15 protein-coding genes are annotated in these 14,342 nt (G+C 65.4%); 3 read left to right on the top strand and 12 right to left on the bottom strand.

What is annotated here, in order from left to right:
* Nucleotides 1-165: 165 nt before the first annotated feature.
* The 8 genes from ABX75_RS25580 to gspG all read right to left on the bottom strand — a co-directional run bounded on the left by ABX75_RS25580 (nt 166) and on the right by gspG (nt 9,673).
* Nucleotides 166-1,347 carry a substrate-binding domain-containing protein gene (locus ABX75_RS25580; RefSeq protein WP_034096920.1) on the bottom strand — a complete coding sequence of 394 codons (1,182 nt, stop codon included), beginning with the start codon at nt 1,345-1,347 and terminating at the stop codon, nt 166-168.
* A 345-nt stretch (nt 1,348-1,692) separates the two neighbouring features.
* Nucleotides 1,693-2,898 carry a type II secretion system inner membrane protein GspF gene (gene gspF, locus ABX75_RS25575; protein ID WP_047882891.1) on the bottom strand — a complete coding sequence of 402 codons (1,206 nt, stop codon included), beginning with the start codon at nt 2,896-2,898 and terminating at the stop codon, nt 1,693-1,695.
* On the bottom strand, nt 2,895-4,316 hold the full coding sequence (gene gspE, locus ABX75_RS25570; RefSeq protein ID WP_047882890.1) for a type II secretion system ATPase GspE: 1,422 nt from the start codon (nt 4,314-4,316) through the stop codon (nt 2,895-2,897). The genes gspF and gspE overlap by 4 nt, the downstream gene beginning before the upstream one ends.
* 139 nt (nt 4,317-4,455) lie before the next feature.
* Nucleotides 4,456-6,774, bottom strand: a complete 2,319-nt coding sequence (gene gspD / locus ABX75_RS25565) for a type II secretion system secretin GspD (RefSeq protein WP_047882889.1) — start codon at nt 6,772-6,774, stop codon at nt 4,456-4,458.
* Nucleotides 6,771-7,283: a type II secretion system protein GspM gene (gene gspM, locus ABX75_RS25560; RefSeq protein WP_047882888.1), complete on the bottom strand. Its 513-nt coding sequence runs from the start codon at nt 7,281-7,283 to the stop codon at nt 6,771-6,773. Before gspM ends, gspD begins: the two co-directional genes overlap by 4 nt.
* Nucleotides 7,276-8,340, bottom strand: a complete 1,065-nt coding sequence (gspL, locus tag ABX75_RS25555; RefSeq protein WP_047882887.1) for a type II secretion system protein GspL — start codon at nt 8,338-8,340, stop codon at nt 7,276-7,278. The genes gspM and gspL overlap by 8 nt, the downstream gene beginning before the upstream one ends.
* Nucleotides 8,337-9,215: a type II secretion system minor pseudopilin GspK gene (gene gspK / locus ABX75_RS25550; protein ID WP_158248579.1), complete on the bottom strand. Its 879-nt coding sequence runs from the start codon at nt 9,213-9,215 to the stop codon at nt 8,337-8,339. Before gspK ends, gspL begins: the two co-directional genes overlap by 4 nt.
* A gap of 8 nt (nt 9,216-9,223) precedes the next feature.
* A complete protein-coding gene (gspG, locus tag ABX75_RS25545; RefSeq protein ID WP_034096914.1) occupies nt 9,224-9,673 on the bottom strand; it encodes a type II secretion system major pseudopilin GspG in 450 nt (149 codons plus the stop codon).
* 148 nt (nt 9,674-9,821) lie between these two features.
* Between gspG and gspI the strand changes: the two genes are divergently transcribed.
* Nucleotides 9,822-10,187, top strand: coding sequence for a type II secretion system minor pseudopilin GspI (gene gspI, locus ABX75_RS25540; RefSeq protein ID WP_034113028.1), 366 nt, complete (start codon nt 9,822-9,824; stop codon nt 10,185-10,187).
* Here the strand turns inward: gspI and ABX75_RS25535 are convergent.
* Entirely contained in the window at nt 10,174-10,605 is a 432-nt protein-coding gene (locus ABX75_RS25535) for a type II secretion system protein N (RefSeq protein ID WP_034096912.1), read from the bottom strand. The two genes, gspI and ABX75_RS25535, sit on opposite strands and share 14 nt — an antisense overlap.
* A 93-nt stretch (nt 10,606-10,698) precedes the next feature.
* On the opposite strand from ABX75_RS25535, the gene gspH reads away from it, so the two are divergent.
* Nucleotides 10,699-11,151, top strand: coding sequence for a type II secretion system minor pseudopilin GspH (gene gspH / locus ABX75_RS25530; RefSeq protein ID WP_047882886.1), 453 nt, complete (start codon nt 10,699-10,701; stop codon nt 11,149-11,151).
* On the top strand, nt 11,148-11,750 hold the full coding sequence (locus ABX75_RS25525; RefSeq protein WP_034113026.1) for a type II secretion system protein J: 603 nt from the start codon (nt 11,148-11,150) through the stop codon (nt 11,748-11,750). The genes gspH and ABX75_RS25525 overlap by 4 nt, the downstream gene beginning before the upstream one ends.
* Nucleotides 11,751-12,190: 440 nt before the next feature.
* On the opposite strand, the gene ABX75_RS25520 is transcribed toward ABX75_RS25525, so the two are convergent.
* Genes ABX75_RS25520 through ABX75_RS25510 form a run of 3 tightly spaced genes read right to left on the bottom strand, consistent with a single transcriptional unit; the run spans nt 12,191 to nt 14,341 of the window.
* Nucleotides 12,191-13,117, bottom strand: coding sequence for a FecR domain-containing protein (locus ABX75_RS25520; protein ID WP_034096909.1), 927 nt, complete (start codon nt 13,115-13,117; stop codon nt 12,191-12,193).
* 37 nt (nt 13,118-13,154) lie between these two features.
* A complete protein-coding gene (locus ABX75_RS25515; protein ID WP_034096908.1) occupies nt 13,155-13,700 on the bottom strand; it encodes an RNA polymerase sigma factor in 546 nt (181 codons plus the stop codon).
* Nucleotides 13,697-14,341, bottom strand: coding sequence for a secretin and TonB N-terminal domain-containing protein (locus tag ABX75_RS25510; RefSeq protein WP_034096968.1), 645 nt, complete (start codon nt 14,339-14,341; stop codon nt 13,697-13,699). Before ABX75_RS25510 ends, ABX75_RS25515 begins: the two co-directional genes overlap by 4 nt.
* Nucleotide 14,342: the final 1 nt, after the last annotated feature.

Below are 14,342 nucleotides of genomic sequence, written 5' to 3'. Positions count from 1 at the left end.
GTTATCGCCAGGAGCAACACAGGCTCACGTATGAGGGTTAGGCGGTTGGCGAGGGGCCGGACTGAACTTCTGTCACGCAAAGTTCATATACGGCTGTTAGCGCAAAAAAAATCAGCAACGGCACGGGCCGTTGCTGATCGGTAAAGCGGTGCTGAACAGCGGGGGTTACAGCGGACGACCGATGGCGTTGCACACGCTGGTGTTGCCGATGCCTTGAGCGCTGGTGGCAGTGGCGAAGGTGTCACGCACGGCTTTTTTCCAGTTCGCTGGCAGCGGCACGAAGCGGTTGTTGTTGATGGCGGTGTCGTTGTTCACCAGGCTGCCGTAGTGGCGGTTGAAGAAGCCGCGCACTTGGGTGGTCTGGGTCGCATCGGCGTAGCACTGGCTGAAGATCAGGTTGGTGAAACCCAGGATCGGGTAGCCGCTGGAAGGGTAAGCGAAGGTGGCTGAGCCGCTGGCCGTGGCCGCGAAGACCGGTACCCAGTTGTCCTGGTTGGTCGCGTCGATGAACGAGCCGTCAGCCCGTGCTTCGGTGGGCGCAGGAATCTGGCCGATGGCGGTCGACACGTTGGCAGGCGCAGGGGAAACACCGGCGACTTTGGCGACTTTGGTGGCGTCATCCAGGCCGGCCAGGGTGGTCGCGGCGTAATCCGGGCTCATGTAGGTGATACGTCCTTGCGCTGCATTCAGCGCATCCATCACGCCCTGGCTACCGGCGGCGGCGACAGCGGTCGACGGCAGGCCACCACCGTAGCTGGACGAGAACGTGGTGGTCACGGCGAACGGTTGAGCTTCGGCGCACTTGGCGTTCAGGAAGCGCGTGAACAGTTCAGTGGTGCCGCTGGACTCGCTGCGATACACCAGGGTGATCGGGCCGGTGCGGCCAGCGCCGGTGATCTGGCTCCAGTCGGTCAGGCGGCCGGAGAACACGCCGCACAGTTGGTTGACGCTCAAATCGACAGCGTTGGTGCCCGTTTTGTTGAATGGAATCGCCACCGACGTGGCCACCGACGGCACCTGGATTAATTTGCCCCAGGTCGGTTGCTTGTTGGTTTTGTAAGCCAGCAACTCAGCGGCGCTCAGCTTGGAATCGCTGCCGGCCCAGTGCACGTTCTTGTTAGTCACGCCGGCCACGAACTTGGTGTAGTCGTTGTTCAGGAACGCCGACTTGCCGTTGCCGCTGCCCACACCGATGTAGGGTGCGAAGCCGGTGGTGAGTACGCCAGCGGTCTGGTACAGCGGTTGTGGCAGCGTGGCGCCACCGCCGTTGATGTCCGCCATGGCCGCCTGGGCCGAGCACAGTGCAGCGAGGGTCATGGATACCGCGAGAACGTTGCGCTTAAACATGAAGAATCTCCTTTCATCGTGTTTGTACGTTTGGGGTAGATGGCTCTTGCATGACGCCATGGCTTCGGACCCAGGCCGTGTTCCGGGGGTGGCGAAGGCGGAGGCCATGGGTAGGAAATTTCGCAGCATCCGATGACAGCTAAAGGAAAAAACCTCGGGAGAAAGCACTTGATTTTGAAAAAGATTCTCGGGTGTTTCGGTCATCGTTTTGAGCGGTTTGGGCGCCGCCGAGCGCAATGGTTTTCGCCACTGGCCGCAGGGCCATGCACGGGGTTGAAAGATGACGGAATGAGGAACCCGAGCTTGGCCCCGCGCCATCGGGAGCCAGGCAAAACCCGGCGCGTATCAGGTGACCAATTGGTTGATTTCGATGATCGGCAACAGCACCGCCATCACGATCACCAGCACCACCGCGCCCATCACCACGATCATCAGCGGCTCCAGCAGCGCGGTCATACCCATGGCGCGACGTTCGATATCCTTGGACAGGGTTTGCGCGGCGCGTTCGAGCATCGGCGGCAGCGACCCAGTTTTTTCGCCACTGGCGATCAGGTGGATCAGCACCGGCGGAAAGACTTTCTCCACCGCCAGCGCCGGCGCCAGGTTGACCCCTTCGCGCACCTTGGCCGTGGCGTCGCTCACGCATTGGCTCAGGCGCTCGTTGGACAGGGTTTGCCGCGCCGCTTCCAGGGCGCGCAGCAACGGCACGCCGGCACCGCCGAGGATGGCCAGGGTCGAGGCAAAGCGTGCAGTGTTCAAGCCCAGCACGAAGCGCCCGATCAGTGGCAAGCGCAGCACGCGGCTATGCCAGTTGAGGCGCGCCAGCGGATTGCGCAGGTATAGGCGCCAGCCCCAGAACGCACCGACCAGGCCGGTAAAGCACAACCAGCCCCAGGCGCGAATAAAGTCGCTGGCGTTGAGCATGGCCAAGGTCAGCCCCGGCAGGTCCTGGCGTGCCTGGGAGAACGCGCTGACCACCTGGGGCACCACGTAGCTGAGCAGGAAGATCACGATGCCGATGGACACCAGCCCCACCACGCCGGGGTAGATAAACGCGGTGAGGATCTTGCCCCGCAGGTTGTTGCGCTCTTCGATGTAGTCGGCCAGACGCTCCATGACCTGGGCCAGGTCGCCGGACTCCTCCCCCGCTGCGATCAGCGCGCGGTAAATCGACGGAAAATCCCGTGGCCGCGCAGCCAGGGCATCGGCCAGGCGCATGCCGCCGCGCACATCGGTGCGTACCGCACTGAGGGTCTGGGCGATGTGTTTTTTCTCGGCCTGCTCCACCGTGGCGCTCAAGGCCGCTTCCAGGGGCAGGCTGGCACCGAGCAGGCTCGCCAATTGCCGGGTGGCCCAGGCCAGGTCGTTGTCGGAGAGCTTGGCAGTGAACAGGCCGCCGCCTGCCGCTGCCGGGGTTTGCTCCTGCAACGCCAGCACGGTCAGGCCGCGACCGCGCAACAGGCTGAAGGCCGCGCTCTGGCTGTCGGCTTCGGTTTGCCCGGTCTCGATGCGGCCGCTGGCATCGGCGGCTTCATAGCGATAGCGATTCATCCGGCGTCCCGGGTCACGCGCAGGATTTCTTCCGGCGCGGTGGTGCCGCTGCGCACCCAGCGCTCGCCGTCTTCGCGCAGGCTGAACATGCCGGCGCGGCGTGCCGCCACTCGCAGGTCCTGTTCCCCGGCACCTTGATGGATCAGCCCGCGCACCGCATCGTCGACATAAAACAACTCATGGATCCCCGTGCGTCCGCTGTAGCCCACCTGATTGCACTGCGCACAACCCACCGGGCGCCAGGTGCCCGGCGCGGTCGGGTCCGGCTGCTTACAGTGCGGGCACAGCCGCCGCACCAAACGCTGGGCCAACACCCCCAGCAACGACGACGCCAACAGAAACGGTTCCACGCCCATGTCCACCAGGCGGTTGACCGCCGACACCGCGTCGTTGGTGTGCAGGGTGGCGAGCACCAGGTGCCCGGTCAGCGAGGCTTGCACGGCGATCTGCGCGGTTTCCAGGTCACGGATCTCACCGATCATGATGATGTCCGGGTCCTGGCGCAGGATTGCGCGCAGGGCCAGGGCGAAGGTCATGTCGATCTTGGCGTTGACCTGGATCTGGCTGATGCCCGGCAGGTCGTACTCCACCGGGTCTTCCACGGTGAGGATATTGCGCGTGCTGGCGTCCAACCGCGCCAGGGCGGCGTAGAGGCTGGTGGTTTTGCCGCTGCCGGTGGGGCCGGTCACCAACACGATGCCGTGGGGTTGGCGGATCAGCGTATCGAGGCGCGCCAGCAACTGCGGGTCCATGCCCAGGGTTTCCAACTGCAAGCGCCCAGCCTGTTTGTCGAGCAGGCGCATCACCACGCGCTCGCCGTGGCCGGTCGGCACCGTCGACACGCGGATATCAATCGGCCGCCCGGCCACGCGCAGGGCGATACGGCCGTCCTGAGGCAGGCGTTTCTCGGCGATGTCCAGCTGCGCCATGATCTTGATCCGCGACACCAACGCGCCGTGCAACGCCTTGCGCGGCGACACCACATCGCGCAGGGTGCCGTCGACGCGGTAGCGCACCACCGAGTGGCTTTCATAGGGTTCGATATGAATATCGCTGGCCTCGTCCCGCGCAGCCTGGGTCAGCAAGGCGTTGATCATGCGGATCACCGGCGCGCCGTCCTGGGTGTCGAGCAGGTCGGTGATCTCGGGGATGGCCTGCATCAGGCGGTCGAGGTCGACTTCGTTTTCCGCCGCGCCCACCACAGCGGCGGCGCTGCCGGTGTCGGCGTAGGCCGTGGCGAGCAGGCCGTCCAGTTCGTCGTCGCGCACCTGCTCCACGGGCGACTCGCCGAACTGGCGGCGCGCTTCACCGATGGCCCAACCGGGTGTCGAGGGGCACACGGTGAGCAACATGCCGCTGTCGCCGTGGCGCAGCAGGATGCGTTGGGCCTTGGCCCAGGCGTAAGGGAGAAGGCTCACAAGGCATCTTCCTGACCGAGCACGGTGCAAATGTGGGAGCGGGCTTGCCCGCGATAGCGGTGGATCAGTTTGTACGTCTGTGGCTGGCACACCCTCAGCGGGGGCAAGCCCCCTCCCACATTTGGATCTTCATTTAAATTCATGGTCGTGCGCCCACCGGCACTGCGCGGATAGCAGCCCTCGGCCCCGGTTGCGCGCCCGGAATCGCCCTCTCCACCGCCGGCAACTGCGGCGCCTGCACGTCCGGCATGGCCCAACTGTGTTCCGGTTGCAATGCGCCCTGGGCGCGGCGCATGAAGTTGTAGCGGTTCACGGTGATGCTGCGCCCGGCGCCGCTGTCGCGGATGATGTAGGGCCGCAGGAACACCATCAGGTTGGTCTTGTTGACGCTGCGCTTTTGATTGCGGAACAGCGCCCCCAGCCCGGGGATATCCGACAGCCACGGCACCGCGTCGTTGCTCTGGCTGTAGCCGTCCTGCAACAGACCGCCGAGCACCATGATCTGCCCGTCATCCAAGAGGATGCTGGTGTCGATCGCGCGCTTGTTGGTCACCGCGCCGGCACTCACGGTTGCCCGCGCATCCAGGCTGCTGACCTCTTGATAGATATCCAGCTTCACCGTGCCGCCTTCGGAAATCTGCGGGCGTACGTTGAGCTTGAGCCCGACCTCTTCGCGCGTGACGGTCTGGAACGGGTTGTTGCTGGTGCCTCCGCCGCCGGTCACATAGCTGCCGGTGACGAAGGGAATGGTCTGGCCGACGAAAATACTCGCGGCTTCGTTGTCCAGGGTCAGCAGGTTCGGCGTGGACAGCACATTGGTGCCGCCTTTGCTTTTCAACGCACGGGCCAGCACCTTGAGGTCCAGCACTTTGCCGATCCCCGGGATATCCACGGTGCCGTCCACCAGGCCGATATTCAGGCCCTTGGGCAGCACGTCGATAGTGGTTTTGCTGGCGGGGCTGCCATTGATACCAGTGCCGCCCAGGTTGACCCCGCCAAACGCGCCGTTGCCCCCCAGGTTGCCGGCCTGCCATTGCACGCCAAACTCGGTGGCGTCATCTTCCCCCACCTCGACGATGAGGCTTTCGATCACCACCTGGGCGCGGCGCTGATCGAGCATGTCGATCACCTCGCGCAGGTTGCGGTACAACGGGTCCGGCGCGGAGATCAGCAAGGTATTGGTGGTGGCGTCGGCCTGGATGGTCACCCCGCCGGCACTGAACGCGGTGTTTTGATCGCTGGCGGCGCTGGTGCCGCTGGTTGCGGTGGTGGCCGCGCCGGTTTGCCCATAGACGGGCTGCACGCCGCTGCCGGTGGGCGTGCCGCTACCGGTCTGGGCTGCGCCGCCGGCTGTCGTGTTCAGGCTGTTGCCGCCCATGGCGCTGAGCTTGTTGCGCGCTTCATCGCTGACACCCGACTCACTTTCGCCGGTCAGCAACCCACGCAATGACTGCGCCAGTTTGCCGGCCTGGGCGTTGCGCAAATACACCACATGCATATTGCTGGGGTTGCTCTGGGCGTTGTCGAGTTTGTAGATCAGGTTGCGCGCCAGCTCGGTGCGCTCGGGGCTGCCGGCGCGGATGATGATGGAGTTGGAGCGCGGGTCGCCCACCACATTGATCTTCTGGGTGGGGTCCGCGCCCTGGGTCTCCAACAGTTCGGCGACCATGGCCGCGATGTCCACGGCGATGCCGTTCTGCACCTGTACCACATCGGTGTCGATGGCACTGGGGGTGTCGATACCGCTGATGATCTGCGCGACGCGCGCGAGGTTGTCGGCGTAATCGGTGATCACGATGCTGTTATTGCCGGGGTATGCGTTGATCGGGTTGTTTGGCGACACGATCGGGCGCAGCACCGGGATCAGGTTGACCGCGTTTTCATATTGCAGGCGAAAGGTGCGGGTCTGCATGCCGCTGCTGCCGGCGCTATAGATCGGCCCGCCGAGCAGCTTGGCATCCGCCTCCGGCACCACCTGGGCCACCCCACCCACGTCCACCACGCTGAAACCCTGCATGCGCAGTGCCGCCAGCAGCATGTCGTAAGCCTGATGGGCCGGCACCTGGCCTTCGCTGACCAGGGTCAGGTTGCCTTTGACCCGAGGGTCCACCAGGAATTGCTGGCCGGTGGCACGGGACAACGCGCGCACCACAGCCTGGATATCGGCATCGACAAAGTTGAGCTGCACCGGCTGGTCCCCCAGCGGGTTGCGCACCTTCACGGTGGCCGGGGCCTGGCCACGGGCGCTGCTGGTCACCGCGTGCTTGACCGGGGGCCTGGCGGCCGGCTCGCGTTGGCGATCCAGCGCGGTTGCACCGCTACGGCGAGTGTCGGCCAAGGGCTGGCCGAGTTCGCTGTCCACCAGCAAGGGTTTGTGCGCCTCCTGGGAACTGCACGCACTGAGGGCCAGCAACAGCAGCGGCGCAACGGTGCGAAACGGGGGGACTGACCACTTCATGAAGCGTCCTTAGCGCCAAGCGCCTGATCCATGCGAACGGTCCCGGACACAGTGCCGGCCGAGTTGTCGACAGCATCCTCGGCACGTTGTAGACGCGCTTCGGACACCTCCAGAGAAAACGTGCGTACATTGCCCAGCAGCCAGCCCAGCGCCGCGTCGGCCGGGGCATTGTCGAAGGTCAGGCGCCATGCGCCGGGGTCCAGCGCCTGCAATTGGTAATGGCCGCGCAGACCGGCGCCATCAAGGGCCTGGCGCAGCGCGTTGTCGTCGGCGACCTGGGGTGCGGCGACATCCTGCAGCAACACCTGCAGGGCTTCGGCCTGGGCGCGCAGCTTGGGGGTTTCGGCCTGCCAGTAAGCGATTTTTTTCAAGGCCGGCTGCACCAGCACCAGCCAGGTCAACAGGCTGGCCAGCAGCAGCCCGGCACCGATCAGCAGGCGTTTTTCACGCTGGGCCAGACCGGCCCAGAACACCTGGGCCTGGCCGCGCACGCGCAGCCACTTATTCATCGCTGGCCTCGGCGTTCTCGACAGGTTGTGTGGGGCCGATGCTCCAGCCCTGCTCATCGCGCGTGGCGGCAAAGCCGGCCTGGGCCAACGCCGCTTGCCAATCCCCCGGCTGCGCCGGCTGACGACTGCCGACCAGCAGCGCCAAGTGCAGGCGGCCTTGCTCGAAGGTCAATTGCTCAACACTGCCGACCATAAACGGCAGCTGGTTGCCGACCAGTTGCAGCAAGGCGCTGAAACGCGGGCCGGTGTCCGTACCGCCCTGGCGCGCGGCCAATTGTTGTCGCGCCTGCTGCAAGGGGTTGAGCACCACCGGCAATTCGGGAAACGCCTGGCGCACTTGCTGGCTCATCTGCGTCTTGAGCCGTTGGCCTTCGTTAGCCTGCCGGGCAGCGTATAGGTTGAGGCCGAGGGTCCAGAGGGCGACGGCCAGCGCGACGCACGCCAGCGCCCTACCCCAGCCGGCGCCCGACGGTTGGCTTGGGCGCGCTTGCAAGCCCCAGCCGGGCAGCGCACCGCTCCAGCGCTGCGCGGGCTCCAGCGGGGGCGTCGCCAGTGGCGGCAAGCCCAGCGGATGCACCGTCGCCAGGTGCAGGCTGTCGCGACTCAGGCCGTAGCCGTCCTCTAACGCTGCGCCGCCCACCGGCAAGGCATAGGGCGCCGGATACAGACCGCGCAGCTTCAGTTGCGCCTGGCTCAACACTTGAGCCAACCGCGCCAGCCCGGCCTTGGGCACCCAGCCCACCTGCACGCGCCCATCGCTGCCCCGTGGGCCGTGAGCGACGTGCATCTGCTCCAGCGGCCCCAGCACCAGCGCCTGCGCCGCGCAGGTCACCGCTGCATGGGTTTTGCTCGGCGGCAGCGGCGGCAGCTCCAGACAGGTCAGCAGGCTGTCACGCGGGTGCAGAAAACAGTCCAAGGGCTGGCGAGTCTTGCCCAGTTCGGCCAGGCTGGCCTGCCCGTGGGCCACCACCGCGCCACGTTCAAGCCAGGCGAAGGTCACCGGGCTGTCGACACTCAGTTGGTCGAGGGGCGGCAAGCCGATACGCAGACGCTTCATGCCCCCACCCGCGACCAGATCACCTGGGGCTGGCGATTTTCCGGGCGGTGCAACAAGGCGTCGAGGGTTACCCGGCGCTGTTCGCGGCGGGTCTGGCCTTGCAGGCGAAACCACTCACTGGTGATGCCCACCAGCACCGACTCCACCGCCACCTGGGGCAAGTGCAGGCGGTTGACGAAATCGCCACGGTTGATAAACCAGCGCCCGCCGTCCCGTTCGGCCACCAGCGCCTGGGCCTGGCTCAGGCTCAACCCCGGTACCACCGCGCTGAGCACTTCGGCGCGGGCGGTGTTGCCGTTGACCCAGGTGACCCCGGGCAACACGCTGACAAACCCCTGCATGCGCTGCAACAGCAGCGGGTCGAGCCCTTCCACACTGCTCAGGTCGTCAAGGCTGCGCAGCATCGGGTACTTGGCCGGTTGGTTGGTTTGGTCATACGAGGCGATCACCCGCTGACTGATGCGGCGACTCAACGCCCCGTCAACGCCGATCAAGCCGCACAACCGTTCGAAGTTCTGCACCTGCTCGGCATCCGGCCGCCCCCGGTTGACCAGATTGCGCAGGTTGAACTTGCCCTGCTCGTCTTCCAGGCGCCCTTCAAATAGGCCTTTTTGAGCACGCGCCCACGGTTGGTCGAGACGGGTCAGCACGTCCTTCTGACGCGCCTCCCATAGCCGCTGCCGACTGTCCTCCAACGCACCAAGCAATAACCACTGGCCCTGGATACGCAATTGCTCGGCCTCCAGGCTGCGGGTGAACACGCGCTGGCGCGTCAGCAGACCGGCGGCAATCACCGCCACCACCGCCGCGATCAGCAAGGCGCTGATAATCGCCATGCCGCGCTGCTTCGCCGTCATGGGCGAATGCCGTTTCATGGCGGGCCTTACAACTGCCAGGAGCCGATATCGGCATTTACACCGTCGCCATCGGGTTGGCCGTCGGCGCCCAGGGAGAACACGTCGATTTCACCATTGGCACCCGGGTTGAGGTAGTGATACGGGTGGCCCCAAGGATCGTTGGGCAAGCGGTCGAGGTAGGCGCGCCAGTTGCTGTTCTTGGCATCCGCCGGGCGCTCCACCAGCACTTTCAGGCCCTGGTTCATGCTCGGGTAAGTGCCGTGATCGAGGCGATAGAGCTTCAGCGCCTGCATCAACCCGCCGATGTCCTGCCGGGCGGCGGTGGCGCGGGCCTGATCCGGACGGTCGAGCACTTTGGGCACCACCATTGCGGCGAGAATCCCGAGGATCACCACCACCACCATGATCTCGATCAGGGTAAAACCACGCTGGCCGCGAGGGCTGGGCAGTGGGCAGGTCAGGCGCGCGATATCCATCTCGACATTCCTTGGGGTGAGTGCGGTTCGGGGCGCAGTGTTGCAAGAAGACATGTCAGTCGTATTGAAAATCCTCGGGAGCTTCGGTCGCCAATCGGTCAACTCGCCGCGCTAGTCTGCGGGCCTGTTTCCGGGCTTGGAGAGCGCCATGCACGGCTATCGCCACGCGCAAGGTTTTACGTTGATTGAAGTGCTGGTGGCGCTGGCAATTATCGCCGTGGCCATGGCCGCTGCCGTGCGCGTGGCCGGGGTGATGACCCAGAGCAACGGGCTGTTGCGGGACAAGTCCATGGCTTTGCTCGCGGCGCAGAGTCGCCTGGCGGAGCTGCGTCTGGAGGGGCAACTGCGCAGTGGCAGAAAGACCTTCGACTGTGATCAGGGTCGCTTGAAATTACGCTGCGAGCAGACCATCGAACGTGCGGGCCCGCTGTATCAGGTGCAGGTGCAAGTACTCGACGCCAGCCGCGAGGCGCCACCGCTGGCGCGCCTGACCACCCAGGTCAGGGCCGAGTGAGCGGCGCCAGCGCCGGCGCATCCGGCAATTTGTTCATCTTGACCTGCAGGGTTTCACCGCCGCGCTCGATCTGCACCGCGTCGCCTTCAATGAGCGTCAAGCGCACCCCTGGGGCGAGGCGTTCGCCCACCTGGAAACTGCGCGGCGGGCCGTCATTGAGGCTGAGGATCGCCACCGCGCCACGGGCCCCGGCCAGCACCCCGGTGACCTTGACCTGCACCGCCGTCGGCGTGGTGGAGAACCATTGCAATGCCGGGTTATCGCTGCGCGCCGCCAGGGCCTGGGGCGTGGCAGCGGGCGTATGGGATTCGGCGGACGTGAGCAACAGCGGCGTCCACACCACCACCGCAGCCAACGCGGCCAGCAGCGCGCCGACCTGCACGCCGTGGGCTGCGCAAAGACGCAGGGAAATTGCCATGAGCGGGACCTCCTGTTTGTCCGTGCCATCAGCCTACCGCGCAATTCGCACGTTTTTATTTCACAAACACCCTGACTTACCGGGCACCGACCGATGAACCAACGCGGCTTCACCCTGATCGAGCTGATGGTGGTGCTGGTGATCATCGGCATCGCCAGTGCCGCCATCAGCCTGAGCATCAAGCCCGACCCGCTGCACCTGCTGCGCCAAGACGCCGAACGCCTGAGCCAATTGCTCCAAGTGGCCCAGGCCGAAGCCCGCGCGGACGGTCGCCCGATTACCTGGCGCGTGGACGCCAAGGGCTTTCGCTTCAGCCGCCGCAGCGACGATGGCTTGAGCCTGGACACCTTCCAGGGCGACCCTCAATTGCGTCCGCGCCCGTGGCAAAGCACCCCCATGCACATCGATATCGAGCCCCGCCAAACCCTGGTGCTTGACGCCGAATGGATCAACCCGCCGTTGCGAGTGCTGCTGTCAGACGGGCAACACCGCCTCAGCCTGCAACGGGACGCCGCCGGTGTGCTGCGCGTGGTGAGCGCACCATGAACCGCGCGCAGCAAGGCTTCACCCTGATCGAAGTGATGGTGGCGATTTTGCTGATGGCGGTGGTCAGCCTGATCGCCTGGCGCGGCCTGGACAGCGTCACCCGCGCCGATCAACACCTACAGGCAAGCACCGAACAGACCGAAGCATTACTACGGGCCTTGAACCAGCTTGAGCGCGACATCAGCCTGCGGGCCAGCGTGGAATTGAGCGTTCCGACGGACGAAACCAAGACCCCGGACGGACTGGCCGCGCTGACGGTGCGCAGCTCCGACACCAAGGGGTTCAGGCTAGAGGTGATCCGCAGCGCCGCCATCCCCGGCACTGGCCTGCAACGGGTGCGCTGGTGGCTCAAAGGCGACGACCTGTACCGCGCGGCCGCGCCGGCACGCGCGCGCTTTCCATTGCCGGCGGCCAAGGATGGGGTGCTGGTATTGAGTGGCGTCAGCGACCTGCAAGTGCGGGTATGGGAAGCCGACAAAGGCTGGCGCCAATTGAGCGGCAACCGCCGCGATGACCCTTTGGGGCTGGAGATCCGACTGGTCAGGCAGACACCTCAAGGCGTGGAACGCTATCGCCAGGTGGTGGGGCCGTTGCGGTAGCGTTTCTGCCCAGCAAGAGCAAACTTTGGGAGGGGGCTTGCCCCCGATGAGGGCGTGTCAGCTGATACAGGTATGGCTGACCCACCGCCATCGGGGGCAAGCCCCCTCCCACAGTTAAATTCCTCTCGGCCACCAACCGGTGGCTCGGTGCATTTGGCTCCGATAGCCCCTACACAGGTTTCAAAGGTTGAGCTAACTCTGTGGTGAGCGGGCTTGCCCCGCGCTGGGCTGCGAAGCGGCCCCAAACCCAGGCACCTCGGTGTGTCAGCTAAACCACATCGCCTGGGATGGGGCTGCTTCGCAGCCCAGCGCGGGGCAAGCCCGCTCACCACAGCAAGCCCCCTCCCACAGTTGGACGTGTTCAAACAGTTCAAAAGGTGGGAGGAGACTTGCCCTCCCACAGTTAAATTCCTCTGGGTCAGAAAGGGATCACCCAACACTCAACTCAGCAACACCACCCCACCCGGCAACTCCGTGCATTTGGCCCCGTAGGCATCGCGGATCAGCAGGGCCACACCGGCCAGTTGCTGCAAGCTGAAACGCGCCTGCACGCGGCGCTGGCCGAGTTGTTTGTTGAGCAGCACCAGCATGCCCGGCCGGTAGCGGTTGATCTCATCGACCACAGTGGCCAGGGTGGCGTTGTTGAACACCAGCACCTGCTCGCGCCAGGCCACCACGGCCTGGGTGTCCACCGTCTGGGGTTCGCCCAGGCCGGCGGCGCCATAGGTGAGCTGCAGGCCGCTGTCCAGGCGCACGTTACGTCCGCCGACGTCCACCGACAACGCGCCGTCCAGGCAGGTCACGCAGACATTGTGGTCGGTGTGCCGCACATTGAAACGCGCCTGCGCCGCGCTGATCCAGCCGGCACCGGCCTGGACCTTGAGCGGCTGCGCGGCGCGGGCGATGACTTCCACTTCGCCTTCAAGCAATTCGATGCCCTGCCCGACCCGGCTGATGCGGGTCTGGGTGTTGAGTTCCAGGCTCACCCCGTCACTCAAGGCCACGTGCCGTTGCTCGCCGACGTCGGTGCGGTAATCCGCCGTCAACCCAGCCAACCCGCCGGGCACGCCGACATGCACCATAAACGCCGCCGCCGACGCCGCCAGCGCGCCGCCGAGAAACGCACGGCGCCCCATAGACCGTGGGCGCTCGGCCTGCTCGGCGGCCACGCGTAATTGCTGCCACAACCCTTTGGCCTGTTCAAATGCCTGGGCATGCGCAGGGCTCTGGGCGCACCACGCTTTGAGCGCTTTGGCATCGGCCACGGTGGCGCGGCCCGAGGTCAGCAGGACCAGCCAGTCGCGGGCTTCATCGTGCAAAGGTTCGGCAGGCGTTTGCCGGGCGGTGGGAAAGCGGAAAATATTCAAGCGCGCACATACTCACGGTTTTATCAGGGACTCAACACTAAGACGGTTTTCCGGCGCCGGGACCGAACCGCTGAATCGCTTTTCTTTCCAGGCGCTTGGCACAGTGGCCGAGGGCAGCCTTGATTTCTTTCTCGACCATGCGCGTGGAAATGCCGAAACGCTGGGAGATTTCCAGGTGCGGCGCCTCCTCCAAGCGCGCCGCGATAAGGATCTTGCGGCGCCGCGCCGGCAGCTCGTAGAGGGCCTTGACCAGGGACTGGATTTCTTTCTGGCCGCCCACCACCCGCAACGGGTCCTGGGCTTCATCGGCACTTTGCAACAGTTCTTCCACCTCGCTGCCGGTAAGCAGGCGCGCATCCGCCTGACGACGGTCGGCGGCGATATTCAAGGCCATGCGGTACAGATAAGCATTGGGTTGCGCCAGGTTGGGCGGCACTTGCATGCGGTCCACCCGCAGGTAGGTTTCGTGCAGCACGTCGTTGGCCAGGTCCTCCGAGCCCAGGCGCTTGCGCAGGCGGACTTTGAAGTCCTCATAGGAGGCCAGGAACAAGCTGACCATCGTGCTGTGCCCGGTATCTTTCATCCGCTCCAGGCTCCTTTTGCTGCTGTGCATTCCATGCGTGTTCCTGTTGTGTCGGGCATTAAAAGCAACGTTACCGGTTGGCGCAGCGAACTGGGCGCCGGGCGCTCGACCCGGGTAGCGGCCAGGCTGCGAACCAGAGCGTCATCGCGTTGTTCATCACCGGTGGAGCTGACCAGCCGGCTGTGTTCGATCAGGCCATCGCGGTTGACCCACACCTGCACCAGCGCACGAAAACTGCCGGGGCGGGTCAGGGGCGAACGGCACAGGCTGGCCTCGATGGCCTGTTGCAAGGCCGTGGCATAACTGTTGTTGATCCGCGCCGCCTGACGCGCCGCCGCGCCTTGGGTGGGCGTCGGCGGGCTGATCTCGGGGATCTGCAAGGTAAACGCATCGCTGCGTGCATAACGGGCCATCAGGCCACTCCCTGTCAGCAACATCGCCAGTGCGTCCTGCGCGGTGAAACGCCCGCGCACCGCGATGGAACGCCGGCCCCGCGTCAACTCGCGGTCCACCAGCACCGCCATGCCGGTGGCGCGGCTGTAGGCTTGCAGGGCGTGTTCCAGGTCCTGCGCCGGCAGGTTCAGTGTCAGCAGCGGCGCATCGGCCTGGGCCACGCCGCCACCGGCCAGCAGGCAAAGCAAG

Origin of the sequence: Pseudomonas sp. ARP3 (assembly GCF_001029595.1) — a bacterium.
Lineage (GTDB): Bacteria > Pseudomonadota > Gammaproteobacteria > Pseudomonadales > Pseudomonadaceae > Aquipseudomonas > Aquipseudomonas rhodesiae.
This window is presented reverse-complemented; position numbering and strand designations above follow the sequence as displayed.